This is a genomic window from Rhodococcus sp. 14-2483-1-2, assembly GCF_002259405.1.
Classification (GTDB): Bacteria; Actinomycetota; Actinomycetes; order Mycobacteriales; family Mycobacteriaceae; genus Rhodococcoides.
The window spans coordinates 36,654-62,056 of record NZ_NPFW01000023.1 but is presented as its reverse complement, the minus strand read 5'-3'; the positions used below and the strand labels follow the sequence as shown (position 1 = coordinate 62,056).

At 61.5% G+C, this 25,403-nt stretch carries 28 protein-coding genes and 2 pseudogenes; 18 read left to right on the top strand and 12 right to left on the bottom strand.

Going from position 1 to position 25,403, the window contains the following annotated elements:
• Positions 1-213: 213 nt before the first annotated feature.
• The 6 genes and pseudogenes from CH295_RS28355 to CH295_RS25655 all read right to left on the bottom strand — a co-directional run bounded on the left by CH295_RS28355 (position 214) and on the right by CH295_RS25655 (position 4,635).
• Complete coding sequence (locus CH295_RS28355; protein ID WP_252342233.1) at positions 214-693, bottom strand: AAA family ATPase; 480 nt, start codon at positions 691-693, stop codon at positions 214-216.
• A gap of 24 nt (positions 694-717) precedes the next feature.
• Positions 718-1,011, bottom strand: a pseudogene (locus tag CH295_RS28350) (AAA family ATPase); the annotation flags it as partial.
• Positions 1,008-1,859, bottom strand: a complete 852-nt coding sequence (locus CH295_RS25670; protein ID WP_141217086.1) for a DUF3658 domain-containing protein — start codon at positions 1,857-1,859, stop codon at positions 1,008-1,010. The gene CH295_RS25670 and the pseudogene CH295_RS28350, both read right to left, overlap by 4 nt.
• 21 nt (positions 1,860-1,880) lie before the next feature.
• Complete coding sequence (locus CH295_RS25665; RefSeq protein ID WP_094742286.1) at positions 1,881-2,192, bottom strand: hypothetical protein; 312 nt, start codon at positions 2,190-2,192, stop codon at positions 1,881-1,883.
• A 271-nt stretch (positions 2,193-2,463) separates the two neighbouring features.
• Positions 2,464-3,444 carry a GAF domain-containing protein gene (locus CH295_RS27570; RefSeq protein WP_141217085.1) on the bottom strand — a complete coding sequence of 327 codons (981 nt, stop codon included), beginning with the start codon at positions 3,442-3,444 and terminating at the stop codon, positions 2,464-2,466.
• A gap of 429 nt (positions 3,445-3,873) precedes the next feature.
• Positions 3,874-4,635, bottom strand: coding sequence for a hypothetical protein (locus tag CH295_RS25655; RefSeq protein ID WP_094742284.1), 762 nt, complete (start codon positions 4,633-4,635; stop codon positions 3,874-3,876).
• Positions 4,636-5,407: 772 nt separating this feature from the next.
• Between CH295_RS25655 and CH295_RS25650 the strand changes: the two genes are divergently transcribed.
• Complete coding sequence (locus tag CH295_RS25650; protein ID WP_141217084.1) at positions 5,408-6,019, top strand: hypothetical protein; 612 nt, start codon at positions 5,408-5,410, stop codon at positions 6,017-6,019.
• A complete protein-coding gene (locus CH295_RS25645; RefSeq protein WP_094742282.1) occupies positions 6,016-7,464 on the top strand; it encodes an LGFP repeat-containing protein in 1,449 nt (482 codons plus the stop codon). The genes CH295_RS25650 and CH295_RS25645 overlap by 4 nt, the downstream gene beginning before the upstream one ends.
• A gap of 566 nt (positions 7,465-8,030) precedes the next feature.
• On the opposite strand, the gene CH295_RS28345 is transcribed toward CH295_RS25645, so the two are convergent.
• Together CH295_RS28345 and CH295_RS28340 are read right to left on the bottom strand one after the other, a co-directional pair.
• Positions 8,031-8,405 carry a hypothetical protein gene (locus tag CH295_RS28345; RefSeq protein ID WP_252342189.1) on the bottom strand — a complete coding sequence of 125 codons (375 nt, stop codon included), beginning with the start codon at positions 8,403-8,405 and terminating at the stop codon, positions 8,031-8,033.
• A gap of 108 nt (positions 8,406-8,513) precedes the next feature.
• Positions 8,514-9,533 (bottom strand): AlbA family DNA-binding domain-containing protein, encoded by a 1,020-nt coding sequence (locus CH295_RS28340; protein ID WP_252342188.1) that lies wholly within the window; start codon positions 9,531-9,533, stop codon positions 8,514-8,516.
• 320 nt (positions 9,534-9,853) lie between these two features.
• Between CH295_RS28340 and CH295_RS25635 the strand changes: the two genes are divergently transcribed.
• The 5 genes and pseudogenes from CH295_RS25635 to CH295_RS25620 all read left to right on the top strand — a co-directional run bounded on the left by CH295_RS25635 (position 9,854) and on the right by CH295_RS25620 (position 12,606).
• Entirely contained in the window at positions 9,854-10,225 is a 372-nt protein-coding gene (locus CH295_RS25635) for a VOC family protein (RefSeq protein WP_094742281.1), read from the top strand.
• A 157-nt stretch (positions 10,226-10,382) separates the two neighbouring features.
• Complete coding sequence (locus CH295_RS25630) at positions 10,383-11,105, top strand: HAD family hydrolase (RefSeq protein ID WP_141217083.1); 723 nt, start codon at positions 10,383-10,385, stop codon at positions 11,103-11,105.
• A gap of 257 nt (positions 11,106-11,362) precedes the next feature.
• Entirely contained in the window at positions 11,363-11,809 is a 447-nt protein-coding gene (locus tag CH295_RS25625) for a recombinase family protein (RefSeq protein WP_252342187.1), read from the top strand.
• Positions 11,703-11,963, top strand: coding sequence for a hypothetical protein (locus CH295_RS28335; protein WP_252342243.1), 261 nt, complete (start codon positions 11,703-11,705; stop codon positions 11,961-11,963). Before CH295_RS25625 ends, CH295_RS28335 begins: the two co-directional genes overlap by 107 nt.
• Positions 11,964-12,130: 167 nt before the next feature.
• Positions 12,131-12,606, top strand: a pseudogene (locus tag CH295_RS25620) (recombinase family protein).
• 52 nt (positions 12,607-12,658) lie between these two features.
• Here the strand turns inward: CH295_RS25620 and CH295_RS25615 are convergent.
• The 3 genes from CH295_RS25615 to CH295_RS25605 all read right to left on the bottom strand — a co-directional run bounded on the left by CH295_RS25615 (position 12,659) and on the right by CH295_RS25605 (position 15,107).
• Positions 12,659-14,209 carry a pentapeptide repeat-containing protein gene (locus tag CH295_RS25615; RefSeq protein ID WP_094742279.1) on the bottom strand — a complete coding sequence of 517 codons (1,551 nt, stop codon included), beginning with the start codon at positions 14,207-14,209 and terminating at the stop codon, positions 12,659-12,661.
• A gap of 140 nt (positions 14,210-14,349) precedes the next feature.
• Positions 14,350-14,631 carry a helix-turn-helix domain-containing protein gene (locus CH295_RS25610; protein ID WP_094742278.1) on the bottom strand — a complete coding sequence of 94 codons (282 nt, stop codon included), beginning with the start codon at positions 14,629-14,631 and terminating at the stop codon, positions 14,350-14,352.
• Between the two features lie 116 nt (positions 14,632-14,747).
• Entirely contained in the window at positions 14,748-15,107 is a 360-nt protein-coding gene (locus tag CH295_RS25605) for a type II toxin-antitoxin system RelE/ParE family toxin (protein WP_094742277.1), read from the bottom strand.
• A 240-nt stretch (positions 15,108-15,347) separates the two neighbouring features.
• On the opposite strand from CH295_RS25605, the gene CH295_RS27980 reads away from it, so the two are divergent.
• The 10 genes from CH295_RS27980 to CH295_RS27975 all read left to right on the top strand — a co-directional run bounded on the left by CH295_RS27980 (position 15,348) and on the right by CH295_RS27975 (position 23,439).
• Entirely contained in the window at positions 15,348-15,512 is a 165-nt protein-coding gene (locus CH295_RS27980; RefSeq protein ID WP_170946081.1) for a hypothetical protein, read from the top strand.
• Positions 15,513-15,722: 210 nt separating this feature from the next.
• The gene (locus CH295_RS28330) at positions 15,723-16,628 is read left to right on the top strand and encodes an ArdC family protein (RefSeq protein ID WP_252342186.1); all 906 of its coding nucleotides are present in this window, start codon (positions 15,723-15,725) and stop codon (positions 16,626-16,628) included.
• Between the two features lie 13 nt (positions 16,629-16,641).
• Positions 16,642-17,673 (top strand): tyrosine-type recombinase/integrase, encoded by a 1,032-nt coding sequence (locus CH295_RS25595; protein ID WP_252342185.1) that lies wholly within the window; start codon positions 16,642-16,644, stop codon positions 17,671-17,673.
• A 349-nt stretch (positions 17,674-18,022) separates the two neighbouring features.
• Positions 18,023-20,110 carry a tyrosine-type recombinase/integrase gene (locus tag CH295_RS25590; RefSeq protein WP_252342232.1) on the top strand — a complete coding sequence of 696 codons (2,088 nt, stop codon included), beginning with the start codon at positions 18,023-18,025 and terminating at the stop codon, positions 20,108-20,110.
• 154 nt (positions 20,111-20,264) lie between these two features.
• On the top strand, positions 20,265-21,062 hold the full coding sequence (locus CH295_RS25585) for an adenylate/guanylate cyclase domain-containing protein (protein ID WP_094742275.1): 798 nt from the start codon (positions 20,265-20,267) through the stop codon (positions 21,060-21,062).
• A gap of 154 nt (positions 21,063-21,216) precedes the next feature.
• Entirely contained in the window at positions 21,217-21,504 is a 288-nt protein-coding gene (locus CH295_RS25580; protein ID WP_353955492.1) for a hypothetical protein, read from the top strand.
• 360 nt (positions 21,505-21,864) lie between these two features.
• On the top strand, positions 21,865-22,428 hold the full coding sequence (locus tag CH295_RS25575) for a hypothetical protein (protein ID WP_008720913.1): 564 nt from the start codon (positions 21,865-21,867) through the stop codon (positions 22,426-22,428).
• A gap of 180 nt (positions 22,429-22,608) precedes the next feature.
• On the top strand, positions 22,609-22,914 hold the full coding sequence (locus CH295_RS25570) for a hypothetical protein (RefSeq protein ID WP_094742274.1): 306 nt from the start codon (positions 22,609-22,611) through the stop codon (positions 22,912-22,914).
• Positions 22,915-22,948: 34 nt separating this feature from the next.
• Positions 22,949-23,281, top strand: a complete 333-nt coding sequence (locus tag CH295_RS25565) for a hypothetical protein (RefSeq protein ID WP_008720911.1) — start codon at positions 22,949-22,951, stop codon at positions 23,279-23,281.
• A complete protein-coding gene (locus CH295_RS27975; RefSeq protein WP_170946080.1) occupies positions 23,278-23,439 on the top strand; it encodes a hypothetical protein in 162 nt (53 codons plus the stop codon). Before CH295_RS25565 ends, CH295_RS27975 begins: the two co-directional genes overlap by 4 nt.
• Before the next feature lie 396 nt (positions 23,440-23,835).
• Here the strand turns inward: CH295_RS27975 and CH295_RS25560 are convergent, their stop codons facing one another.
• Positions 23,836-24,600: a DUF4145 domain-containing protein gene (locus CH295_RS25560; protein ID WP_094742273.1), complete on the bottom strand. Its 765-nt coding sequence runs from the start codon at positions 24,598-24,600 to the stop codon at positions 23,836-23,838.
• A gap of 508 nt (positions 24,601-25,108) precedes the next feature.
• Between CH295_RS25560 and CH295_RS25555 the strand changes: the two genes are divergently transcribed.
• Positions 25,109-25,396 (top strand): hypothetical protein, encoded by a 288-nt coding sequence (locus CH295_RS25555; protein ID WP_094742272.1) that lies wholly within the window; start codon positions 25,109-25,111, stop codon positions 25,394-25,396.
• Positions 25,397-25,403: the final 7 nt, after the last annotated feature.

Below are 25,403 nucleotides of genomic sequence, written 5' to 3'. Positions count from 1 at the left end.
CGGACCCTTCCCTCGGTGGGCTCCTGCGGGCTTGGGTGTGCGTTTTGACCATCGACATAACGGGTGTCCTGATCAGTCTGCTCGATGCTGGGTCGCGGGCCTTGCTTCGTACGGCACGGCACCGGCCGCGGGTCTCTACACCTGGGCGGCCAGAACCAATATCTGGTCTTCTTCATCGACGAGGTGGCCAGCGGTTCGGTTGTGACCCAATGATCAGACGTCGTCTGGACTGTGGTCAGTGCTGGTCAAGTGCCGTAAATAGCGTTCGGGATTGCTGAGGAAACTCCTGGTCAGCCGAACTGGCTGTGCGTCATCGTAGTCAGTGAGCGCGATAGCGCCGTCGTCGGAGATCTCGTAGATCGTGGCACCTGGTAGTGCAAGCAGGATCGGTGAGTGGGTGGCGATCACGACCTGGCATCGGAGCGCGACAAGGTCGGCCAGTCGCGTGAGCACAGCCAGGCATGCTTGAGGAGACAGTGCCGCTTCGGGTTCATCCAGTAGATACAGACCGTTGGGGTGGAACCGGTGCATCATCAGATCGATGAACGACTCACCGTGAGACCGCTCGTGCGGAGAAGTTCCGCCGAGTGCGGCGACCTGATCCGGTCCGAGCCTCTCGGTTTCGGTGGCGACGTTGTAGTACGTCTCTGCACGTAGAAAGAACCGGCTACGCGGCTTCTCGGTGCCCCACACAAGAGTGATGTGGTCACTGAGGGAGGATTCGCTGGACCGTGTCGAGAATCGGTAGTTTTGGCTCCCACCTTCAGGATTCATCCCTGCAGCGACTGCGACGGCCTCGAGGAGTGTGGATTTGCCGCTCCCGTTCTCACCGACCAGGAAGGTGACACCTCCGTGCAACGGAAGCCCCCCCGCTCGGCGGAGATAGCTGATCGCCGGAAGAGAGAACGGATAAGTCTCGGTACTCGAGTGTGGGTCGATTCGAATGTGGCGCACAAACCGTGCAGCAGCCGGTTCGCCGCTCTCGCGAAGGATCGTTGATGTATGGCTCATCGTCTCGTGCGGGATATCCGGCACGACCCCATGTTGAGTGGGGGGCCTTCGGCCGTCATAGTGCCGTTCTCGACCAAGGCGATCAGCCTGCGATGCAGCACGTGGTCCGCCACTGGGAACGGCTGTGAACCCATGGTGTCGGCAATGACGCGTGCCATGGGAGTCGGTGCGGTCGCAGAGGTGTGCTCGATCAGCGCTTTGTCGAAGTAGTCCGCGGATACCGACAGCAGTCCATCGTCGGTGAGCACCCGTAATGGCGCGTTCTCGGCTTGCAGCTTGCTCCAGCGTTCGACCATTTCCTTGACGTCGTGTCGGCTCACTGGTTGCTCGGTACCCAACAACGATCGCAGCCGGGATGGATGCGAATCCGCAACTGATTCAGCGGCAGAGCTTCCGGCGCTGCCGTGACTAGCTCGATCGCTGCTCCCGTCGCCGCGAACACCTGGGACGTCTATGACCGACCAGGGGAAATCAGTAGCGAGGGAAGCAAAGTGCAGCTGAAAGATCATTTCCTGCGCTGAGGTCCGGCTGACCCACAGGATCGGCCGGGCCTCAGCGTCGGCCGAGAGCGCATTCCGCAGGCCATCGGCCGGCAGCCATCCCGTGTGACTTGAGTGTCCATCGCTTACATCGACATAGCTGACCATCCACCGAAATTGATTCCGGTACAACGCCGCTGAGTCGATCGGGCCGCAACTCAGATCGTCGTCGTTGATCAGGATCGTGCCTTCGGTCCCTGCATCGGACAGCGCGGCGCGTATCGCTACGCCCGCCGAAAAGCTGGGCGCGATGTGCTGTGCTGTCATACCTACTGTCTTATCCGACAGCACAGGCAATGTCGAGTTCACCGAAGGAGTCGTCAGCCGGAGCTAGACGTACTTCAGCTCCACCAGAGCCCAGGCTCCCCGGAACGGAATGCATATAAATCCTGACCGCTCGTAGTGGCGGCATTCCTGCTCGGAATTGAATATGCGGTGAGCATAGTCGCCGGGCTCACTCTGTCGCTGGAGCCCGCGCACAGCCGAAATACCCTCTGCATGAGCAACTGTGGATTGCGAGACGCTGTAGGTCGCAGTGGACGTGCTGGCGACTGCCGTGGCGGCCTGGGAGAGTCCGCTGCCGGTGGCGACGAACGCCAGTGACAGCAGCGCGGATATGACAATGCGGCGTGTGCGATTCATGTGTGCTCCTCGATCAAGTCATCAACGGACGAATCGGAGACCTCGCATCTTCGGCGGAGTTTGGATGCGCGCGCAAGATTTCGCGGCTATCCCGTGACTACAGTCAGCGCGGGATGCAACTGGTCGATCAGGCTGCGCGCAGTACGAAGTTGCGAATGTCTGTGACGGCCATCCCGAGAGGTACAAGGTAAGCCGCAGCCTCGATTGTGAGGCGACGAAAGTAATCGTAGCTCACGGGGGTCATTCCCGCGCGAGACATCGGTGCTGGTGTTCATCTCAAGCGAGTGAGAGTGACCAGGCCAGCTCTTCCGCTGGTTCCGAGGGAAAGCGGTGCAGCGGTCACGACGAACGGTGTGTAGTGACCGCCGCGGTTCAGGAGCTTAATGGTGTCGGTGGCTGAGGCCGAGATGGCTGCTGTTCGTACAGAGTTCGACATCGACTTCACCGCAGGCATGCTGTCTGGGTGAATGCGGTCGAGGCCGGTTCTGTGCTCAGAACGCCAGACGATGTCATCGGGCGGGGTCCCGTACCAGAAGATCGCCTCGAGACTGTACAGGTCGACAACGGCGAGGTAGCTCATAGAGTTGGTCAGCGCACCGACTACAAGGTCAGACAAACTCGAGGCCGCGGCGCTGCTTTCTGGGGTGGCGACTCCGACTTCGTGCGATATCCCGCGGAGTATGCGATCGCCCTCCTCGTGTTGAACGCGAACGGTGAGGTTGACGCGTCTTGGCTGGCCGCCGTCTCGCCTGACGACTGCCTGTAACTGTCGGGAATAGCCGTGGGGTGCGTCGATGATGATGGCGAGCGCATCGGCGACGTTGCTCCCGAGATCGACCATTTCGAGGGCCTCCGGGATGGACCACATAGCTGAGCTTCCGTCACTGTGCTGCCAGGGTGGCCGAAGCGCGGTCCTGGTGGTGAGATTCCACATGAGAGTGTGCGCGTCGGGTCGTACGGGTGTTGGTGAGGTAGGGCTGGCGATTCTGAGCCAGAGGGCATGTGGCCGTTGATCTTCTCTACCAAGGATCGGCTCGGCCAACACTTTTCGGCTATTCGACGCATCGAGCAATACGGGTCGACTGGTAGCAGTGGCCGCCACCACCGCACGTAGAACTACCGTCGTGTCGACATCGCTCCGAAAGAAGGCAGTCAACGAAATACGCTTCTTCGACAAATTCCCGATCCCAATGACCGCTGGATCGGCCTCGTCGAACGTCTCGACCAGAAGCCACTGGCTGGAGGTGCGCATGGCTCACAGCCTGGCACGAATCCCCGGCCATTCGGGGCGTTTGGTTTGCGAATCACATTCGCGACGCCATGTGCACCAGTCGACGCCAAGCTCCACCTGGCAACCATGTGCCCGTGCGACTGAACCATGACTAACCCGCTGGTACGTCTCGAACGCGTCACTCTTTACGGCAACGGCTTTCGCTGAAATCGCCTGAGGGGCTTCCTGCGGGTTTGGGTATGCGTTCTGACCATCGTCACAACGGACGGTCGAGAACGCGGTTGCCCGGGTTTCAGTCGATGACGCGCTCGGTCTGCTCGAGATTGTGGAGAGGGTCGATCTCCTGGGAACGCAGCAGCTCGCCTACTGGACCGAATCCGGTCAAAAAGAGCGATCATCCGGCCCTGGACGGGTGCTCATGAACCGAACTGCGCGACCGCACCATGGGTGTCAGCGCCGAAAGCCGCGATCAGGCCTGCGGGACTGACTGTCGACGAACGGGGTGAACCAATCGACGGGCGCAAGATTGGCTGCACCGGGAAACGGTTCGAGATCGTTGTCGAACAACGTCAGCACATCGTGGTCCTGGAACAGAAAATTCAACGGACCTTCCCAGTCATCATCGCTGTCGTGCGCGGCGATGCCGCCGACCAGGTCCATACGGTCATCGGACTCGTCGGTGGCCATTGCCCGTGCTCGACCGAGTATCAGGTGCAGCGCCATCTCTTCGCCGGTGCAGACCGGATCGGGGTCGTTACCGCACTGTGCTTCGAGTGCGAGATCGTCGAAGCAGCGGGCCTGCTCGCGCCACCATGCCGCGGGCTGCGTCCACGTCACGGGCGGGAAGTCGCTGAGAATCGACGAGCTGTGTGATGCCGACTCGGGGCGTCGGTGTAGCTCCTCGATCGCGTCGTAAACGTCGTCGGCCAGGGTCCAGGCTGCGACTTCGACGAACCGGCGTTGCCGGGCAGTCAGTTCGATCACCAGATCCTCGAACATTGGGTCGCCGTCGATATCTGCGGACAGGTCCGGTTCCGAGCCAGGGGAGGGGGCATCGCCCCGTCGAGGAGTTCCGGCCCCGAAGTCCACCGGAATGACCACACCGTCACCGCTGCCGTCTCGGCCGGGAGGGGCGGCGTCCGCGCCGCTGCTATTGCTGTCGGTGTCGTCTGTGGGTTGTCGATCGGCGTCACCTGTATCGCGCGATTCCATGGGCCGAACCCTAAGAGGCCCACGGCCGTCACCGGTGTCGCCACACCGCAGAACGACGGATCGATAGGACGGAACGACACAGATTGGTGACGATGCGCCTTCGCATGACTCCTCGCCCGCCTTGGCGGGATCGCTTGAGAGGCGAGGGAAATCGGTTGGTACCTATAGGGGAAACGTTTCAATGGATTGTATTTCGAGTCTTCAGCCCGAACGAAAACATATTCGACTGGCGAAACCGGTCGATGTGGCAGGTGAGGTCAATGTTGCTCTTGTGATTCTGTGAATTCTCTTACAGGATGCTGTGAGCGCGACGAACCGACCAGTCGCCTCTATCGGAAGTTGGTCCATGCAAATCCCATCGAAACCCTGGTTGCGTCGAATACCTTGCCCTCCATCTGCTGCAAGAGGTTTCGCGGCTGCCGGTGCCGTCGCAATCCTTCTGGCCACCGGCGGAGCAGCGGCAACGGCACAGCCGACCACTGCCCCTGACGTATCGAGCCAGTCGGAAACCGGCTCACAGGCTCCCGACCCTTCGGTCAACGCATGCAGTCCCATTGCCGTAACCACCACACCGGTAGCTACCGAGACGGCTGTCCCTGTCCCAACATCGACACCGCAGGCCACGCCGTCCACAGATGAGTGCATCACCCAGCCGACCGTGGACGACACCGCCGAATTAACCCCAGAGCCAGCGACTTCGGAGGTCCCGGCTCCGGTCTCAAGCACGAGCAGTCCAGTTGAGTCCTCCACGTTGCAACCCACACCATCCACGGTGCCTTCTGGCGTCGAAGGAGTTACGCCTGATCGACTCACCCCTGACGAAGCGCAACAGGCAACATCGGTTATCGAAAGCCTCACCGGGACAGACGAGTTGGTGGCAGGCGACGCACTGCCTCTGTACTTGCCCAAGGCAGAGTTGAAGGCGGCAGTGTTGGCTACCAACCAAATCGGCGGACTGCTCTACTACAACGTCCCCGAATCGTCGAATATCGATACACCGACGACATCGGCGCACACCATCCTGTACACATCCGGCGATGGCTCCGCCGACGCGTTCCAGGCCACCAGCGTAGGGCAGGTACGCCAAGCGCTCGTAATCCCTGCTCAGGTGCAGCGTCTCGAGCGATCGATCCAGTTGAACGGCGGAATAACTCTCGCGAAAACATCGAACGAGCAGTACACCGTCCTCGACGATCAACAACGCCCGGTCGGCTACATAGACAACCTTCGTGTTCGCACCGCTTCCGGTGAACAGGTCCCGGCGGCGATCACAGTCGATCAGGATCGTCTGGTCATCGACCTGCAGAGCGTCTCGCAGGCTCCCGTCTATGCGACGTGGTCGTTCGCGCCGGGATCGAATGCAGCCGAGGTGGTCCTGGAATGAAAAACCACCTCGTCTCCCTGATCAGACGTCTGCGACGCGGTGGACAGATGGCTGTTGTCCTGAGCATGGTGTTGGTCTTCTTCTCGGTCTCTCTCGGCGTGGCGAACGCCTGGGAGAACAACAATGGGTTCCGGGTAGATGGAAAGATCCTCGAGGAATACCAACAGAACCGACAGGCAGGGTTCAACTACGGCCTGGCCCGATCCGGCGAAATAGTCGGCAACAACGACGGTCGCGTGCAGCGATTCGACGGTGGAAACATCTACTGGCACGCGTTGGTATCGAACGGTCATGCCAACACCGTCGGAGGTAGAATTTTGGCCAAATACGCCGAGAAGGATTGGGAACGAAGCCCGCTCAAATACCCGACAACACGTGAAATCCGGCTTTCTGGTGGCGCATTCAACGCGTTCGAGGGCGGATCGATCTACTGGTCGCAAGCAACCGATGCCCACATCGTGTACGGAGCGATCCGCCAAAAGTGGTTCGACACAGGTGCCGAGAACGGTATCGGCTACCCGAAGTCCGACGAAATTCAGCTCGGGCGCTACGGCGGAAAAGCCAACGGTTTCGAGCGGGCATCCATTTACTGGACCGCAGCGACCGGTGCGCACATCGTTGGTGGGCGGATTGGCGACATATGGGCTGCAGCAGGGGCAGAAGGTGGGAACTACGGCTACCCCGTCACCGATGAGATCGACATAGTTGGTGGAAAACGTCAGATTTTCCAGGGTGGGCCCATCGACTTCTTCTTCGACAACCGACCCGTCGGGTTGATCAAGATGTCCACCTTCAGATGGCAGGACTTCATTCCGGAAGCTTCGGTCGCCGTGCGATGCGACGTACGGTGGGCTGGCGACGACACGATCGCTGCCGAGTACTACAACGGCAACAATCGCTCGTGGAATGCCGAAGGGTCGAGCAAAGTACGCGCTGACGTGAACGTGTACGTCAACCAGGCAAATCGGGGTGCGAAATACGTCACCCCAGGTCCAGCGGTGATCGAACCAACCAAACAGACCATCGTCCGAATAGGACCTGGAAACACGAACACAGACACCTACAAGACAGCGAGCAACGCCGACATGCACATGTCCAACGTGGCACGTGCCGCGAACGACTACCCGGATGTCGTCAGGTTCAGTGTCGACTTGTTGTCAACGCAGCCCTTCTGCGATGCCCCGCTCGTGAAGGATGGAATCTCGACCGACTTCAACGCAGGGTTCTCGGCATCGACCGGAGCCTTCTGGATGGATGGCGATCGTAGACAGATGCCCAACGCCGAGGCGTACATCAGGGACTGGGTGACACCCGGAAACGGTGGCTGGAGGACAGTCGGACAATGGGTCAAGCAGAGTCCCGCCTGCCTGCTGTACGACGATCAATGTGGCCTACAGTCCGTGGACCGGGCGTCCTCGAACTGGCGAGGCGGCTCAGTCATCTAGCCCGACTGGGTAGATGCTGGACATAGAAAGATCGACAACAGAGCCCCGGTCCTGCCCCGCAGGCGGGACCGGGGCAACAACTCAAGGAGATATATGGATGCGCGTCAGCGTCTGACCGTGCTGATCCTGGCCGCGTCAGCAATCATCTGTGGCGTCCTGGCATCTCCTACATCCCAGGACCAAGGAGGGGCGAATGCTGAATCGTGGTCCGAAAACTTCCTTAAGTGGCATCAGGGTCCCCTGCTCACCCTCGTCGCAGTGGCCGTGGCTATCGCGATACTCGTTCCACTTCGAGCCCGCGGCGGGCGAATCGTCGCGAGATGGTGTGCAGTAGTTGTCCTTGGGTGCGGATTCGTGAAGGCACCGTGGATTCTGGGTGCGCTCATGTATATGGCGTTCAACAGCGGAGCGGGTCTTGCCGCGCTATGCGCTGTTTTGCTGTGGGCGACCTCTGTAGCGATCCTGGTAGGTGTCGCCAATCGGAGCCCTATCAGCCAGTCTTGATCCGACCACGACGCCGGACTCGACTGCTGAGAACCCCTCGGGTCGCCCTTACATAATGTGCGTTACGCCGGCTTGTCGCGGGCAGACGGACGGATGAGCAGCATGTTCGAGATGCCGCCCTGATTCACGCAGTCCAGAGCGAAGTCGTGAACGTGCCTGTGGAAGTCCGCCTCGGGCTCTGCCGCATTGACGGTGGTCTCCACCGGCGTGTAGCGGTGCAGAGGAGTCGAAACGCCGTCATAGCTGTATCCCATCCCGTCCTTGGTCAGAATCGTCAGTAGCTGCTCACCAGACCACTCGATCCCCAGGCGTACGTCGTACTCGTCGTTGTCGGTCATCTCCGCGGTCTTTCTCGCCAACGCCATCAGATCGGCAACGGCGCACTCGACGGCGGAGGACTCGACCTCCCAACCCCCGCGGTAACCATCCATACTCATGCGATGTGCGCCGGCAGCGGCAGCGACTGTTACGGAACCATCATGATGGATGCTGATCCACGCTTCTCTCCACGCCGAGCGTTCACCTGTTGCCGTGTTGACAGCCACTCAGCGACGCAATCCTGGACGCAGGTTGGCGCGTTCGACGTTCTCCATCGGGTGAACGCCGCCGTCGCGATCGGCATAAGTCAAGGCCAGTCCCTCGGCCTTGGCCACCACGGCTTTGGCTTCCTCGCGAGTCAACCTGTCGCGAAAGCGAGGGATCCGTGGATGAGCTACCGCGATCAGCCAGGCACGCTCACTGGAGTTCCGACCCGCGGCCGCCTCGCTGTAGAGCGCGTCCAGGGCCTCCGTGGCGTGTCGGCGTTCTTCGAAGCGAGCCCGGTACATCGCCTCGATCTGCCGCTCTTTCATCCAGACGGTGTCGGAGTCGTTTCTGATCGGAGCGCCGAAGTAGTCGTGCTTGTATATAAGGTGCGGACCGTCGATGCTCGCGGGCACTTCCACTACGACAGCCCGCAGGTCCGTTCCGAGGCGGTGCACGTTCAGCCCGAACACCGGTGGCGAGATAGCGGTGATCGCCGCGCTCCTCAAGGAGCGCTCATAGGCCTCGTCGAGCTCGCCCACATCGACTCGTTCGGTTGCGGCCTTCTGCGTCTCACGAACACCGAACACGATGACGCCGCCACCGCTGTTTGCCATCGCAGCAACATCTTTCGGGAAGTCAGTCTGTGGTAGGCCCTTCATCGGCGGCAGCTCTGACTTCCAGTCCAGATCGTCGGTCTCTGCGGCACCCGCGCCTACCGCTTCGTCGAGCATGGCATCGGTCAACGGTCCCGGCGGCAAACCCAAGACACGGTGCAGCGCGGTGAAGGTCATGCTCGAAAGCATAGGGACGAGCGACGACACCGCTGACGGAAGCCGGCGTCCGAGGCTTGCTGATTTCATCGCCATACGAGTCAGAGCGCTGACGAGCCGGTGGTCTGACTCCTGCACGAGCGGGGTGGCATAAAGACGGCCCGCCAGCGAAACGTCCTCAGCTCCGATCCTTTTATAAGCGATCTTCGGTTGCCGCCGAGGAATCGGCCTGAGGTTCTTCCTGCGGGTTTGTGGGTGCGTTTTGACCATCGGTACGACGGACGGTACCGATGCGCGTCGACGAGCCGGGTTGTTTCACTTGGACGAGCCCGATTGTGTGGGCTACCGTTGATGCAACGTCGCGTGCCGTTGGCAGTCCCTGTCAGGTATGGAGGCGTCGGACATTTTGGGAGCCGACGATGATTTCGTTGCACCCTTCGTTCTCGCGTGACTAGCCGCGAGATACGACAGCACCAGATGCTGAAGCCACCCCTGGCCACCATGACTTCTGCGGTTCACACCGCATGCCCTCGGGCTCCGCCGTCGAGCTGATCGATCACGGCCCCTCACCCTCGACGATTGGAAGCTCGATGACTGCCACCTTCAACCACATCATCATTCCCGCCAACGACGCCGAAGTTTCGGCGGCGTACTACCGGAACCTATTGGAGATTGTCGATGCTCCCTCCTGGGGGCCTTTCGCGAATCTGATCATGTCTAACGGCGTGCTCCTGCAATTCGCCAAAGCTCCGACAACGTTTGATTCACTGCACTTTGCTTTTCTCGTCGACGACGAGCATTTCGATCGATCCCTCGCGGCGCTGGTCGAAGCTCGAACCGAATACTGGGGCGATCCGCAACGCTCCCACAACGAGATTCGTCAAGAAGACGGTGGCCGCGCTCTGTACGTTCTCGACCCTGGCGGGCACTTGGTCGAGCTGCTGACACGGCCATACGTCTAACTTTGGTGCTGCCGAGCCCGCTGCTCGTATACGAGAACAACGGTTGTCGCCCTCGCGCCGTGCTATCGCAGCGTTGCTCCTGCCGGGCCGAGGAACAAATCAGCCCACTTACAAGGCTGACAGGCTCAGAGCGCCCCTGCGGGTTTAAGTGTGCATTTTGACCATCGACAAAATGGACAGGCGTCAAGGTCCCGCGCGGTTTATAGACTTCTCTGTCATGCCGCTACTCCTCGACCTCGACAACACTCTCGTCGATCGAGATGGGGCCTTCACGAATTGGGCACCAAACCTGTTTGACGACGAGTGGGGTGGTGATGCCGCTGACGTCGATTGGCTCGTCCGAGCCGACGCCCACGGTTACACCCCGCGTGACCAGCTGGCGCGCATGCTCATCGAGCGCTTCAACCTCGCTGCGTCTACACACGACAACCTCGTGGACCAGTTGCTCTACGAACACGTTGATTACATTGATCTCTACCCCGGTGTCCGCTCGGAGTTGGTTGCCTTGGTGGACATGGGAGTGCCGCTCATCGTAGTCACGAACGGCGACTCGCGCCAGCAACGACTGAAGCTTGAGCGCACCGGTCTCGTCGACGTCATTCGCGGCACCGTCATTTCGGGCGACTTCGAGTTCAAGAAGCCGGACGCCCGAATATTCGAGATCGCGAAGAACCTTGCGGGGCACGGTGGAACCTCGTGGATGGTTGGCGATCATGTGGAAGCAGATATTGCGGGGGCTCGCCAAACTGGCTGCCTGACTGCATGGGTCAGTCACGGGCGGCAATGGATGGAGAGTTGGAACCCCACCTTAGTAGCAGCGGAACCCGCCGAGGTGCTCGCCGCAGTCCGACGCTCGATCGAGACCAACACCGCTCGCTGACTTTCCCTTTCCCAGACTTTGCAATGCCGGGTTCCATTCCCTTGAAGCCCCATGTTCCGAAATCACCCTGAACGCTCTCCTGCGGGTTTTGGTGTGCGTTTTGACCGTCCGTCATACCGGACGACTGTGAACGGGCGACTAAGAGTGATTGACCGCGACGTTCTCTCGGCCAAACCGTCCGCTGGAAGTGTCCACTTGATTGGTCCGGCTTCCCGTAGTCTCTACTGGACAGATCGAGTCCAGCAGGCCGGAGAGGCATGAAAATCGGGTACGCGCGGTGCAGCACCGCCAGACAGGACACCTCCGTCCAAATTGGACTGCTCGCCAGGATCGGTGTCGAACGCGACCGGGTCTATATCGACCACGCTGTCAGCGGCCGTCAAGCAAAACGCCCCGGACTCGAGAACGCCATCAACGCCAGCCGCGAAGGCGACGAATTCTGCGTCACCAAACTCGACAGACTCTCCCGATCAGCCGGAGACCTCCACGAAACCGTGAACCGCCTCGCCGCCAGGGGAGTGGCACTGTTGATCGACGGCAAGGTCTACGACCCAGCTGATCCCATGGGCAAAAATGTTCATCGGCATGCTCGGCCTCATGGCCGAATTCGAGTCCGACCTGATCCGAGCCCGCACCCGCGACGCGATCGCGGCCGCAGCAGCGGCCGGCAAGATGAAAGGCCGGCCGCACACCCTGACCCCTGAAGAGCGGGCATACCTACTCCAGGTATACGAAACACGGCAGTTCAAGATCGAAACACTCTGCAAGAACACCGGATTGAAACGATCCGCCCTCTACAGCAACCTCACCCTCGCGCGGGAAGAACGAGACGCCCTAGTGGTCGCGAGAGGTGATTAGTGCAGTCCACTCTTGAAACAGTGCAGTCGACTTCTGAAACTGACAGGTCAACATTCGAGACTCAATCGTGATGTGTCTCAGAAACCTGTCTCAAGCTCTGACGCGTCGCCTGTGCCTTGTCGGCCGTTTCTGAGACAGTCATCCTCGTGAGCGCCGTTTTGGGATATATGAGGGTCTCGACCACCGATCAGTCGCTGGATCTACAGAGAGACGCACTGACGGCCGCCGGCTGTTTCCGGATCTGGGAAGAGGTCGCGTCCGGGGCGGACAAGGACCGCCCCAGCTGCAGCTGCTCCTCGACAGCATCCGCGCCGGCGACGTCGTCGCTGTATGGCGACTCGACAGACTCGGCCTCATCGAAACCGTCAACCTCATCGAAATCAAAGGTGCAACACTGCGCAGTCTGACCGAAGGGATCGACACCTCAACCGTCGGAGGTCGTCTGACCTACAACATCTTTGGCTCACTCGCCGAATTCGAGCGAGATCTCGTCAAAGAACGCACCATGGCCGGCCTCGCCGCAGCACGAGCCCGCGGCCGCAGCGGTGGCCAGCCAGCCAAAATCGACGCCGACAAAGCTCGTCATATCCGCCGCATGCTCGACGACGGAACACCCAAAACTGAAATCGCATCCGTCCTCTGAATTGGCCGAGCAACCCTCTACCGTCACCTCAGTTCGCTTGGGGGTTAGGTGATTAGCTCACATCGCGTGCTCGGTCCGGCCCCGGTTCGCTTCGGCGAGTCACTTCCACCGGGTACCCCAGAAGCGGTGCCAGGATGCCTACGATCCGGTCTAACTCCGCTCTCGACGCAAGTGTCGATAGCTCCGACTGGTGCAAACGCTGCTCGAGCTCGGTTCTCGTCGGGGTCGCAGCCAGTCGAAGTATGTCCACCTCCGGCTCGACTGCTTCTGGCGCTGAATCGCTTGTAGCCCTTGCTTTGTCCTGCCGACTCTCGTGCTCTGCGGTGTCAGCATCGGCACGAGCTTTCCGCGCGAGCTCTTCAGCGGTATTCGCCTTTCTTCGCGCATCCCTTGCCGCGAAATACTCATCCCGCTCACTGCGCCGCGCCAACGTCAGCATCAGCGACCAGACACGTCCCGCATCCTCGGCACCGTCCCGCGCACGCTTCGCCACCACCGTCGCCGTCGCCGTCGCCGTCGCCATCCCCGCCCCGCCCGCCGCGATATACGGCCCCGCAGCGTCCCAGAATTCCTGGAAATAGGGACTCCCATACTGGATGCGCCGCACGACAATCGGCCCGAACTCGTCCCCAGCGGTTGCAGTAAGGACACTGGTCCCGCCACCCCGATCGTCATCACGGAGCAAACGTCGTCCAAGTTCTGCGCCGACGCGTTGCGACAGTTCCGCGATCACAGTGAGCGCATCCGACAAGCGAGCCAACTCGCCGGGGTCCATGCCACCGGGAAGAACCGGAATCCCAATGCGCACCGTTCCAGAATCGGGCACATCAGTCCCGCTGGTACCTAACGGCCGATTTCCGATGAGAAACCCACCGACATCCAAACCCTGTGTATTACGGGTGTAGCTGGACACCCGCGCGCCGCCAAGAACCGCACCGTCAAGTATCGCGCCGGTGAGGTTCGAGCCGGCGAGGTACGCGCGGGACAGAATCGCGCGAGTCAGGTTCGCTCCGAAGACGTCCGTGTCGGTTAGGTACGCGCCGGTGAGGTCTGCTCCGAAGAGGTTCGCGCCGGTGAGGATCGCGCCGGTGAGGTTGGCGTCGGCAAGGTTGGCGGCAGCGAGGTTCGCGCGGGTGAGGTTCGCGCGGGTCAGGTTCGCGCGAGTGAGGTTCGCGCCGGTGAGGTTCGCGCCGGTGAGGTTCGCGTCGGCGAGCCTCGCTCCAAAGAGGTTTGCTGCGGTGAGGTTCGTGTTGGTGAGGTTCGTATTGGTGAGGGACGCGCGGGTCAGAATCGCGCGGGTCAGAATCGCGCCGGTGAGGTCTATGTCGGTGAGGTGTGTGCGGGTGAGGTCCGTGTCGGTGAGGTCCGTGTTGGTGAGGATCGCTCCGGTGAGGTCCGTGTTGGTGAGGATCGCTCCGGAGAGGTTCGCGCGGGTCAGGTTCGCGCGAGTGAGGTTCGCGCGGGTCAGGTTCACGCGGGTGAGGTTCGTGTCGGTGAGGTTCGCGCCGGTGAGGTCGATGTCTTGCCCGCGCACAGCGACCAGAAATTGCGACCACGCCGCGCTGCCTGCCAGTAACGCTTCGAGAGCCCGCTCGTCCGCCATGACGCTGAAGACTATCGGAAGCCGGGTCGGTTCACCCTCGTGCCATATCGCTGGTGAACCGCGACAGTCGAAGACCCGAAGAGCGGGGCCCAAAAAAGGGCCCTCACCGAATGCCGGTGAGGGCCCTGCTGTTCCACGAGTTACGCGGCTTCTGGTACCAGTACCCGCGCTTCTATGTGTAGACCTACGGCACCGATCATCTCCGCGAGTTTGTCTACGGAGAACTTCGATACTTTGCCTCGCATGAGGTCGGAGATTCGGGGCTGTCCGACGCCGAAGTGTTCTGCGGCCTCGGTTTGGGTCCATCCTTGTTTGCTGATGTGTGTGCGGAGTGCTCGCATGAGGGTGGCTCGTAGTTTGAGCTGCTCCGTCTCGGCGGGTGTTCGGCCGAGTGAGTCGAATGCGCTTGCGTACTCGGGCATGTGGGGGTCCTCTTGGTCGGGTCGGTGTAGATAGTTGCGCTGGGTGGTGATGCTGCTCGGCCGAGGTGACCGAGCAGCCTCACGGGTTCCTCTGGGTTGTGGTGCTGCGGTGCTCGTTACTCTCCTGCAGCGAGTTGCACTGCAAGTTTGTACCGTTGCTGCCCTGTTGCTAGGTCCTTGGGCGGCGTCTTGTTCTGGTTCTTCCGGAACGCGTGCAGTACGTACACGGTGTCTCCGAGCTTTGCCACGTAGAACACCCTGTACCAGGTATCTCCGTCTCTTTCACGGATTTCGTAGACGCCTGCTCCTACCGATTTCATCGGTTTGAAGTCGTCCGGCTCTTCGCCATGCGCGACCATGTCGATCGCAGAGGCGATGTCATCGGCTACGTCGGTCGGGAACTTCTTGATGTCCTTCTCGCACGATCCGACGTAGTAGACCTTCTTCGGTTCTTCTTCTTCAATTTCTATAGCCATACTTATATAACTCCTAGCTGCTGTCAATCCCACGAACAGTCGTTCGTGCCTATTTTTGGTCGGGATTCTGCCCGTCTGAGCGTGCCAGGACGGCACTGATCTCCCTACCTGGGAGTATAGCGTAAAAGCTATACACATGAGCTCAAGGCGCTAACTATGACCATCGCGCTACCGCGACACCGAGCGTGGCCACGTCCCGTCGCTCCCGCACCATCACGCTGCGAGCTCCACGACTGAGAGGTGGCCACCCCGCCCGGCGTCTACACGCGTAATGCATCCCGCCTGCCGGTGGTGCCGGCCACCCTGCGGGCGTCCCCCGAACCGAACTCCGCTGCGCTCCGCACCGTGAAAGACATCGATTTCTTGTCGCACATCTGGCTCCCGGCGATACTGCATCACCCGTGACCGCCGGCTCAACCCCACGCTCCGCTGCGCTACGGCCCATGGCTCCGAACACTTTTCGTCGAGCAGTCGCTGCGCTCCCACGAAAACTGTCCGGCCGCGGGGTTGCCCCGTCGTTCCCGTGCGCTGCTGTCTCTCCTCACGCCAGATGACGGCGACAAGAAATTGGCAACAGCAGGCCGGGGGACCGGTTACGAGGGAGAGGGGCCAGTCATGGCATTACGGACCAAGACCAGCGCAGCGGACAAGGCCGAAGCGCGGCGCGAGTTGGCGGCATCACTGCACGCCTCGATCACCGACAAGGTAGCCGAGCTGACCAGCTCGGAGGCCTGGCGCGCGTACCTCGACCACGTAGCGTCGTTCCACTCCTACAGCTTCAACAACGTCCTGTTGATCCTCGCCCAGAAGCCCGAGGCCACTCAGGTCGCCGGATTCCGCGCCTGGCAACAGCGCGGACGGCAGGTCCGCAAAGGTCAGAAGGCGATCCGGATCTACGGCTACAGCTCCCGCATCGTCACCGAGACCGACCCCGACACCGACGACGAAGAGACCCGCAAGGTGCCCACGTTCCCGATTCTGTCGGTGTTCGACCACTCCCAAACCGACCCGATCGAGGGACACCCCCAGCCCGAGGAAATCGCCCAGCTGCTCACCGGCGCCGATCCGGACGCGATCTACGACCGCGTGGCCGCGATCATGACCGGGCGCGGATGGACCGTCACCCGCGAGGCGATCACCAGCAGCGCCAACGGCTACACCACCACCGACGGCTCCCACCGGATCGTCGTCGACGCATCCCTCGAACCCGCAGCGGCCGCGAAAACGATGATCCACGAACTGTTGACCGCACCAACACACACGTCGAGCTGTGTTTCTTCACACGGCGGCGGTTGCGCCGCGCCGTGTCCGGTTGCTGTAGACGACATTGCTTCCAGGCTGTGCTCAGGTCGTAGCAAGAACCGGACCTACGGAGGGGAACAGCAGAGGAATGGACGACCGAACGAACGAGTCCCAGCAGTACCCGCTGCGGGATGTGACGGCATTGATCGTCGTCGCAGTTGGAAGCATCGACTCTGTAGAGGGTGTGCCTGGCGTCGTTCTCCGGGACGCAGCGGATGAACCGATACCCGAGGTGAGCGACTTCTTCGCCACGATGCTGGCATCGGGTGCTAGCCCGAATTCACTTCGGTCGTACGGGTTGGCCTTGCTGCGGTGGTGGCGGTTCCTGGCGGCAATCGGAGTTTCCTGGGATCGAGCAACGCCCGTGGAAGCCCGTGACTTCGTGCTGTGGATGCGGGTGGTTGGGCCCGTAGGTAGGCCGTCAGGATATGCGCCTACAACGATCAACCATGCGCTGGCGGTCGTAAAGGCGTTCTACGTCGACCGCGCAGCTGCTGGTCAGGGCCCATTGGTCAACCTAATCCCGAGCGCGGCGCACAGAGCGGGCCGGCAAGTGCAGGCGCATCACAACCCGATGGCACCGTTCACCGCGGGTCGACGTGCACCGCTGCGACAAAAGATCCTCGATCGGTTGCCGCGCAGCCTTCCCGACGGGATGTTCGATGCATTGTTCGCAGCTCTCGGTTCGCACCGCGACCGCGCGTTGCTCGCGTTCTACGTCTCCACTGGGGCACGGGCATCGGAACTGCTCGGGGTGAGCGTTGACCACATCGACCCGGGTGAGCAACGGATTGGTGTGCACCGGAAAGGTTCTGGTCGATTGCAATGGCTTCCGGCCTCAGCCGATTCGTTTGTGTGGCTCAGGCTCTACGAGCAGCAACTCGATCGGCCCGACGGCGAGCGTGCGCTGTGGTTGACCAGGCGAAGGCCGGTACGGCCACTGACATATTCCGCGACGCGACGCATGCTTCAACGCGCCAACCTTTCGCTCGGTACGTCGTGGACTCTGCACGACCTGCGCCACACCGCAGCACAGCGCATGATCGAAGATCCGAATCTCTCGCTGACCGATGTGCAGTGGGTACTCGGTCATGCGCATTTGACGACAACGCAGATCTATCTCCGTAGCCGCACCGACGAGGTGGTGGCCAGGGTTCTTGAGCACCACCGCACGCGCAGAGATCGGCCCACAGAGATGCCGCCGGCAGCGGGCTACACCCGTGACGTCCTGGACGTTCTTCTTAGTGGTGGCCGTCGTGGCTGAACGCACCGCTTCGTCGTTGCCACGTGGTGCCAGGCCATCACAGAAGAGCTCGGGCTTCTACCATTTCGTCACCCCGAAACCTCCCACGCCGTTCATCGAACGGCCCGTGATCTGGACTGCATCGCAGCAATCGATCGAAGAAGTTATCGCAGCTGTGGAACGCCTGGACGAAGGTGCCTCAACGAAAGAACTGCGTAGACGGGTACGCGAGGTAACGGGGCTGCTCGTGTGGCTGCAACAGTTCGAGGGCGAATCCTGGCAGCAGCGATGGCGAGCCTCCGGTACCGATACTGCTGGGAAACAGTGGTCTGACCCTGTTCTTGCGCAAACAATTTCGGGTGTGCCGACCATGGATCGAGGGGCAGCGACAGGCGCAGCAGGGCGGTTGATTCTTCTCGACGTGGTCCGCCCGGACTACCCGTGGCTATATGGCACTCCGTCGCCCACGCTCTACACACGATTCACGCAGGTTCGCGACCCAGAAGGCTTCGCCGCAATCATTGACCTGTGCCGCAACGACGAGCGAGCCACGATGACCGACGAGAGGTCCGCGCTAATACAACTTGCCCGAATGCTGATGCGTAACGGGGGCGACCTCGAAGCGGTAACTTTGACGGACTGCGTCGAGGCCTACCGGGCCCAAACCGGGTTCTCTTCGCGCCTGCACTCGCACTGGTACACGCTGCTCCGCCGGGCAGGCCTTCTGTCCGTCGACAGCCCGCCGTCCATTCATGCGGCGTCGCGACGAGGACAACTCACCATCACCGAAATGGTCGACGGCTACGACATCTCCTACGGGCCTATCCGAGAGTTGTTCGTGGACTACCTGACCGAGCGATCCGCAGGCCTGGACTACTCCACGATCGGACCGCTCGCCTCCAAGCTGATCTTGCTGTTCTGGCGTGACATCGAACTGCACGAGCCGGGAATCGATTCGCTTCACCTGTCCGATCGAGTGGCGCGAGCATGGAAGCAGCGTCTCACCGAGGTTCGATACGGCAACCGACGGCGGGGCGAAAAGCGGCAGGACCCATACTCCATCTTGATGGCGGTCCGAGCGTTCTACGCCGATCTGTCGCACTGGGCTCTCGAAGACCCAGCCAGGTGGGCCCGATGGGCCGCGCCCTCCCCAGTTGACTCACGTGACCTGGCTGGAATGAAGAAGGCTGCACAGCACCGAAGATCGAGGATGCATCAACGCACCCGCGAGCTTGCACCGCTCCTGCCGCGCCTGAGCGAAGTTGCTCATGCCAGGCGCGTCGCTTCGGCAGCGCTACTGGAGGCGGCGAAACGCGTTGCACCAGGGGGAGCGTTCACCGTAAACGGACAGACGCTGCGCCGGGCTGTGCTTTCTAGCGATCCAGCCTTGGGCGGAACCGGCCGGCCAGGGGTTGTCTACGTCACCAATCACGTCGCGGACAAGGACGTGGGCAGTGCACGAAGACATCACACGGCGGGACGTCGAAATCTGACGTTGGAAGCGGAAAGAGCGTTCTGGGCGTGGGCGTCGGTCGAGGTGTTCCGTCACACCGGGGTGCGCATCGAGGAGATGCTCGAAATTACGCATAGATCCTTCGTTTCCTACACCTTGCCCGCCACCGGAGAAGTTATACCGATGCTTCAGATCACCCCGTCGAAGACCGACAAAGAACGGTTGCTGGTGATCAGTCCAGAGCTGGCCAGCGTGTTCGCCGAGATCATCGCCCATGTCCGCGATGGGCACGAACAGATCCCACTGCTATCGCGATACGACCACGCGGAACGTCTGCACAGCCCGCCTCTGCCGTTCCTCTTCCAACGGCGTTGGGGGCTTGTCAACATCGGCATCACGCATATGCGAATCAAGAGTTTGCTCGACGAACTCGTCGAAGTAGCCGGCATCACGAACGCTGACGGCACAGCTGCACACTTCAGCCCACACGACTTTCGTCGCATTTTCGCCACCGAGGCTGTCTCTCAGGGATTGCCAGTGCACATCACCGCCAAGATTCTCGGCCACGAATCGCTGGATACCACGCAAACCTACGTCGCCGTCTACGACCAGGACGTCATCGATCACCACCGTGCGTTCCTCACACGACGCCGCGCGACCCGTCCGTCCGAGGAATACCGCGAACCAACCGACAGCGAATGGGACGAGTTCCTGGGCCATTTCGCTTCGCGCAAGCTCGAACTCGGCACTTGTGGGCGTGCCTACGGCACTGGTTGCCAACATGAACATGCCTGCATCCGCTGCCCGATGCTCCGCCCGGACCCCACCCAACGAACCCGACTCGAAAACATCATCACGAGCCTTCGGGAACGTCTCGCCGAGGCCACCGAACGCGGCTGGCTCGGTGATGTCGACGGCTTGACCGTCAGCCTCGCCGCTGCACAGCAGAAGCTGATCCAGATGCAACGCACGGCTACAAACCTTGGTATGCCCAGTCGGCGCTAAAGCGCGCGCCACCATCTCCGCACATCTTGGGACTAGCGGTGCCACCCGGATAGCTGACGACTTTGTGAAATAGTATCCGCTAGGAAAGAGTGGCTCACATGCACCGTACATAAAGTGGAAGAGGAAAGAAATTAAACAAGACAAGATTTTTCGGATGCTCGAGGAGGTCTCATCCCAAGCGAACGGCGTGTTAAATAAAAGACCATCCGTTATGAGGGCTAGACCTGGCGAGCTTGACGCGGATGCCTTGCCAGACGCTGCGGAGGAAACCTGGTATAGGTTAGACGATGTTGTAGCGATTTTCGCCGACTTAAAAAACTCAACACAATTAAATTTAGGAAAAAATACAGAAGATATGGCTGCGATCTACAGTGCGGCAAGCGGAAGTGTCACTCAAATCATGGACGGTTTTGATGTTGACTACGTGCAAGTCCAAGGCGACGGGGTGCTCGGAATATTTTGGGGTCCGAAGCGCTACGCGCGTGCACTGTGCTCGGGAATGATGGTTAAATCGTTTAGCGAGAATACTCTGGTGCCGAGACTGACCAAGAGATGGGCCAATGCCGCGAATACGGGATACAAGGTGGGGCTCTCCTCGGGGCACGTGCTGGTTAAGAACGTGGGCACACCGGAGGAGCGGAGTCAGCAACAGCCAGTCTGGGCGGGCAATCCGGTCAACTACGCTGCAAAAGCCTCGCAGCAGGCGAAGCCGGGTGAGTTGATAGTGACGGACTCGGTATGGAGGGTAATAAAAACAATGCCCAATTTAATGCAGAATTGTACGCATTCCACTCGCGGCTCTCATGGTTCGCAAGTGAATTCAACTGACGCGTGGCAAAAAGTCATTATTGATAAAATTGCGCACGACGCCTCGCAAAGCTCTGGCCAAGTCTATTCCAAATCTCGGTGCAACTTATGCGGTTCGGAACGTATAGAATCGTCTACTTTCTAAGATTTAAGTCGAAATATACTTAGGCCACTGAGCGCTTGAAGGCGCATCCAGGTGGGTCTATGTGACCGACTTGCGGTCATTTTCCTGTCAATGTTGGGTTCAGGAATTCTTGTTCGTCGGCCGTTGGTGCAGAAAAGAGGCAGCGCACGCGATCATGCACGCACCCGACCTCATCGGCCCCGAAGCCCGAAAGGACCTGCACCGCGGCCGGATGGAGGTCGAAGCCGAATCCGTCGCCTATGTCCTGGCCGGGATGCTCGGACTCGACACCAGCGCCTACAGCGTCGGCTACATCGCTGGATGGGCAGCAGGAGACCTCGAGCAGGTCACCGCCACTGCGAAAGCGGTACTGACCGCCGTCCACGAGCTGGCCGACGCCCTCTATCCCGCCGCCGCCGAGTCGAACGACGGCGAGGACACCGGGACCGGGGAAGCCGCATAGGTGCACCGGGAGGGTCCGCCGGCCGAAATGTTCCGGCCGGCGGATCAGGCCACCTGCGGTGTCCACCGAATCGAACTCCGCTGCGCTCCGTCCTGTGAAAAGAGCAATCTCTTTCGCACATCTGGCTCTCTCCGAGCATGCGTCACCCTGGCCCGTCTTACCCACCCCTGACTCCGCGATGCTCCGGCCCTTCGGGCTCCAGAAACTTTTCAAAGCGCCTGCGGCTGAAAACTTTCCGTCCCAGGGGCAGGACACCGTTCCATGCCGCCGCCTTCTCTCCCCAAGCCAGATGACGGCGAAAGAAATTGGCACGAGCGAAGGGCCGGGGGAGCCGGTCCGCGCCAGCGAAGGAGACCCGACATGCCGAAGAACACCACCCGCCCCGCACGCACGAGCACCGCAGCAGGAAACGCCCAGACCCCCGCCATCGTCACCCACACCACGGTCATCATCACCGGACCCCAGAACGCGACCATCAGCATCACCGCCGCAGGCACCGAGCACGCGCAAATGGTCGTCGCGTTCGGGCACCTCATGATGACCTTCCGCAGCGCCGAAGCGGTCTGCGACGTCATCGCCGGATTCGCCACCGTCCGATCGGCCCTCGCCGGAGCCGACGGACGCGCCCCGTACCCGCAGCAGCCAGGCGCAGAGTTCGGCGCACCCGCAATCTCGATCCTCTGGCTCGGCGGCCCCGAACACACGGTGATCCCCGGCGCCCGCTACATCCCCGAGCAACGCCGCACCGTGCACTGGGTGGACCTGCACATGGGGCCGATCACCTGGCGCGTCACCGACCGCGTCGGCTACGACACCCTCATGGACGAGTTCCGCCGCGTCCACCGTGCCGCAGTCGGCGTCTTCCTCGACGGAGGCCGCTACCGCCGCGATCCGTCCAAAATCCTCGACTCGTTCGACGACTGACCGCAATAACACAGCTCGGCCCCGCACCCGCGGGGTCGAGCGCGTTCATCCACAGGCCCCGACCCCGCTCCACAGACCACCGAAATCCGGGTTCGCGTCGCACGACTCGCTGCGCTCCCCGTGCGACGCTGAGCAGCAAGCAGCCACCCGCTTTGAGTTCAGAAAGGGAAGCCACCGCCGATGATCACCTGGACCGTCACTACCCGCCCCGAGAACAGTCCCGAGCTCCTCACCGACAGCGGAGCCGAAACCACCCTCGACGACGCCAAGAGAGCCGCCGCAGACGCCGTCCGCTACGCCCTCCTCGATGCCGCCGAGCACACCTCACCCGACAACGGCTGTGCACCGTCCTACCTCGTCACCCTCGACGGCACCTGCGCCCTCATCGTCGGCCTCGGCCGCTGCCGACCCGCCAACTACAACGGCGTCCTCGACAGCCTCGAACGCTTCGACGGCACCGCACCACCACACCTGCTCTACATGTGAGCCGACCGCAACCCCCAGGAAAGGAACCACCCACGTGCCCGCACAAGCATGGGTCACCCTCATCGTCGGCATCCTCGCCACCATCGGCGTCACCGCCACCCTGCGCCAACGCACCAGCAGCGAGAACCGAGCTCAAGCCTGGCAGCGCATCAGCTGGTGCCTCGAGCTCACCACCAGCGACGACGACGCCGCCGCCGAACTTGGCTGGACGATGTACAGCACCGTCAGCAAATCCAAACTCATCACCCCCACCGAACGAGACGTCATCCGCACCGTCAGCGAACACGCCATGCGCCGAGCACTGGCGCAAGACCCCGACACCGAGGACACTGAACCTCAGACCGACACCACGGAGGACCCGCGATGACCACCACCGAACGCCGACCCACCCGGCGACCACGCCCCCGCGTGGCAGCAGCGGCCGCCCGCGCCTACGTCGAAACCGCCGAATACGACAACGTCGACGTCCCCGACTGGATCCGCGACGTCGCCGCCGGCAAAGACACCAAACCCCCCAAAGACTGACCAACTCACGAACCCGACATGGCCCGCCCCCACCAGGGAGCGGGCCTTCGTCATATCGCGGACGCCGAGCAGTGACGCCTCGACCGCGCGGAAGGGCGACACCCCGCGGGCGGCCACCGAACCGAAACTCCGATGTGGCTTCCGTCCTGCAGAAACCCACCAGCACGAGATCCGAGACGGCGAGATGCTGCGGGAACGTCCGTAAAACGTTGCAGCGCAACTGCAACAGAACCTGTCGGTACCCCACGACACAATCGACGACTATGCGAATCCGAACCATCGACGGACCCCCACTACCCGCCGAAATCGCCGAACAAGCTGCCCGCGCGATCGCACTGTCAGAACTGGCGAGCCCGAGCCGCGGACGAATAGTCGACGATGGCCGCCGACATCCGGCTACGGCACCAGGCGTTTCGCCGCAAGAATGCGGCCAGCCCGGGCGACAGCAGCAGCATGGTCAGGTGCATACAGTGCACTGAGAGCGATCTCGACGTACTCGACCATGTCCAGAACATCGGTCGCCGTCACCGTCGATGCAACGTGCGTCCCTTCATTGCCGACCCACTTCGCCGCCCGCAAAAAAAGCTCCAAACCCGGCTCGGCTCCGGCGAACTCGTCGAGCCGATCGTCGAGGCTCCGAAACTTACCGCTGCGCGTCGTCGCAGACACTCCTTGCGCGGTCATCAAGGCTTCTACTGCGCTTCGCACGGCTGTCATTGCAGCGGGTGCATCCATCCAGACCAAAGCCCCGACCCGACGCAATTGCTGAACCACCTCGTCCGGAACGGCGTCCGTGCACTCCGCGACCAGAACGGGGGGATAGAAGTTGCGTACCCGGTAGAACGACTCGAGCTGCCGAGAATCGTCCCAAGGAACGTAGTTTTCATTGACGTCGACAAACATCTCCCCGAACACAGCGACCACGGCCGCGCAACTCGCCCGAGTACACCTTAAATGAACGGTGAACACCCCCGTGATGTCCATATCGTCATCATAGGAGCGCAGTTCCCAGCGGTACTTGAGTGAAATATCGTCCTCGGCAGGCTTGTCCACCTTTTTCGGAACAGCCAACACCCCGCTCTGGCACTCCGGACATTCGATAGACGGCCAGAACCCATCCTGGAATGCAGCCGATAGTTCCCGAGCATGTCGTTTCACCATCGAATGCACCCTCCGTCAACGCGCGAAAACCAGCCGAGCATAAGCAGAACAGACCGACTGCCGTGACACCGAGCGGGGTCGAGATCCGTCGCTCCCGCACAATCACCCTGCCGACTTCCGCAGGTGGGAGGTGGCTACGCCGCCGGCGTCGACGCGCGGTCTCGCATTCCGCCTGCCGGCGGTGCCGGCCACCCTGCGGGCGTCCCCTGAATGGAGCTCCGCTGCGCTCCGCACCGTGGAAGAGCAAAGACGTTTTTTCACAGCGGTTCTGGCTACCGGCGAGCATCCATCACCCGTGACCGCCGCCTCAACCCCTCGCTCCGCTGCGCTACGGCCAAGGCTCCGAACACTTTTCGTAGAGCAGTCGCTGCGCTCCCACGAAAACTGTCCGAGACGAGGGGTTGCCCCGTCGTCCCCGTGCGCTGACTTCTCTCCTCACGCCAGAAACGGCGAAAAAACGTGGCAGGGCAAAGGGCCAGGCCACCAGTTGAGGAAGGGAAGTAGCGACATGCACGACACCATCACAGGACCGAGGACGGTGGGACTGCGCACCGCGATCATGACCGCAATCGGCCAGGTCCCGGAGCAGGTCAAGACCCACGCACTCGCACAGGTCACCGCCTACACCGAGCAGGTCAACCGAGCTGCTGCGGACGCGAACTCGACCACCGTCGATGCGCACCTCGAGCGGGCCGCGTTCTGGGCCTGCATCGCCCGCGACAACGGAGCCAGCGAGGCCGAAATCCACGCTGCACGGCTCGCAGGCCACCACCAGGTAGCCACCGCTCAGCAGTAACCCCCGA

Excerpts from the sequence above, each read along its gene's own strand:
- CH295_RS25665 (WP_094742286.1), bottom strand. The coding sequence starts at position 2,192 with ATGAATCGCACACGCCGCATTGTCATATCCGCGCTGCTGTCACTGGCG.
- CH295_RS27570 (WP_141217085.1), bottom strand. The coding sequence starts at position 3,444 with ATGCGCACCTCCAGCCAGTGGCTTCTGGTCGAGACGTTCGACGAGGCC.
- CH295_RS25655 (WP_094742284.1), bottom strand. The coding sequence starts at position 4,635 with ATGGAATCGCGCGATACAGGTGACGCCGATCGACAACCCACAGACGAC.
- CH295_RS25645 (WP_094742282.1), top strand. The coding sequence starts at position 6,016 with ATGAAAAACCACCTCGTCTCCCTGATCAGACGTCTGCGACGCGGTGGA.
- CH295_RS28345 (WP_252342189.1), bottom strand. The coding sequence starts at position 8,405 with ATGAGTATGGATGGTTACCGCGGGGGTTGGGAGGTCGAGTCCTCCGCC.
- CH295_RS28340 (WP_252342188.1), bottom strand. The coding sequence starts at position 9,533 with ATGGTCAAAACGCACCCACAAACCCGCAGGAAGAACCTCAGGCCGATT.
- CH295_RS25635 (WP_094742281.1), top strand. The coding sequence starts at position 9,854 with ATGACTGCCACCTTCAACCACATCATCATTCCCGCCAACGACGCCGAA.
- CH295_RS25625 (WP_252342187.1), top strand. The coding sequence starts at position 11,363 with ATGAAAATCGGGTACGCGCGGTGCAGCACCGCCAGACAGGACACCTCC.
- CH295_RS28335 (WP_252342243.1), top strand. The coding sequence starts at position 11,703 with ATGGCCGAATTCGAGTCCGACCTGATCCGAGCCCGCACCCGCGACGCG.
- CH295_RS25615 (WP_094742279.1), bottom strand. The coding sequence starts at position 14,209 with ATGGCGGACGAGCGGGCTCTCGAAGCGTTACTGGCAGGCAGCGCGGCG.
- CH295_RS25610 (WP_094742278.1), bottom strand. The coding sequence starts at position 14,631 with ATGCCCGAGTACGCAAGCGCATTCGACTCACTCGGCCGAACACCCGCC.
- CH295_RS25605 (WP_094742277.1), bottom strand. The coding sequence starts at position 15,107 with ATGGCTATAGAAATTGAAGAAGAAGAACCGAAGAAGGTCTACTACGTC.
- CH295_RS28330 (WP_252342186.1), top strand. The coding sequence starts at position 15,723 with ATGGCATTACGGACCAAGACCAGCGCAGCGGACAAGGCCGAAGCGCGG.
- CH295_RS25590 (WP_252342232.1), top strand. The coding sequence starts at position 18,023 with ATGGATCGAGGGGCAGCGACAGGCGCAGCAGGGCGGTTGATTCTTCTC.
- CH295_RS25585 (WP_094742275.1), top strand. The coding sequence starts at position 20,265 with ATGCTCGAGGAGGTCTCATCCCAAGCGAACGGCGTGTTAAATAAAAGA.
- CH295_RS25580 (WP_353955492.1), top strand. The coding sequence starts at position 21,217 with ATGCACGCACCCGACCTCATCGGCCCCGAAGCCCGAAAGGACCTGCAC.
- CH295_RS25575 (WP_008720913.1), top strand. The coding sequence starts at position 21,865 with ATGCCGAAGAACACCACCCGCCCCGCACGCACGAGCACCGCAGCAGGA.
- CH295_RS25570 (WP_094742274.1), top strand. The coding sequence starts at position 22,609 with ATGATCACCTGGACCGTCACTACCCGCCCCGAGAACAGTCCCGAGCTC.
- CH295_RS27975 (WP_170946080.1), top strand. The coding sequence starts at position 23,278 with ATGACCACCACCGAACGCCGACCCACCCGGCGACCACGCCCCCGCGTG.
- CH295_RS25560 (WP_094742273.1), bottom strand. The coding sequence starts at position 24,600 with ATGGTGAAACGACATGCTCGGGAACTATCGGCTGCATTCCAGGATGGG.
- CH295_RS25555 (WP_094742272.1), top strand. The coding sequence starts at position 25,109 with ATGCACGACACCATCACAGGACCGAGGACGGTGGGACTGCGCACCGCG.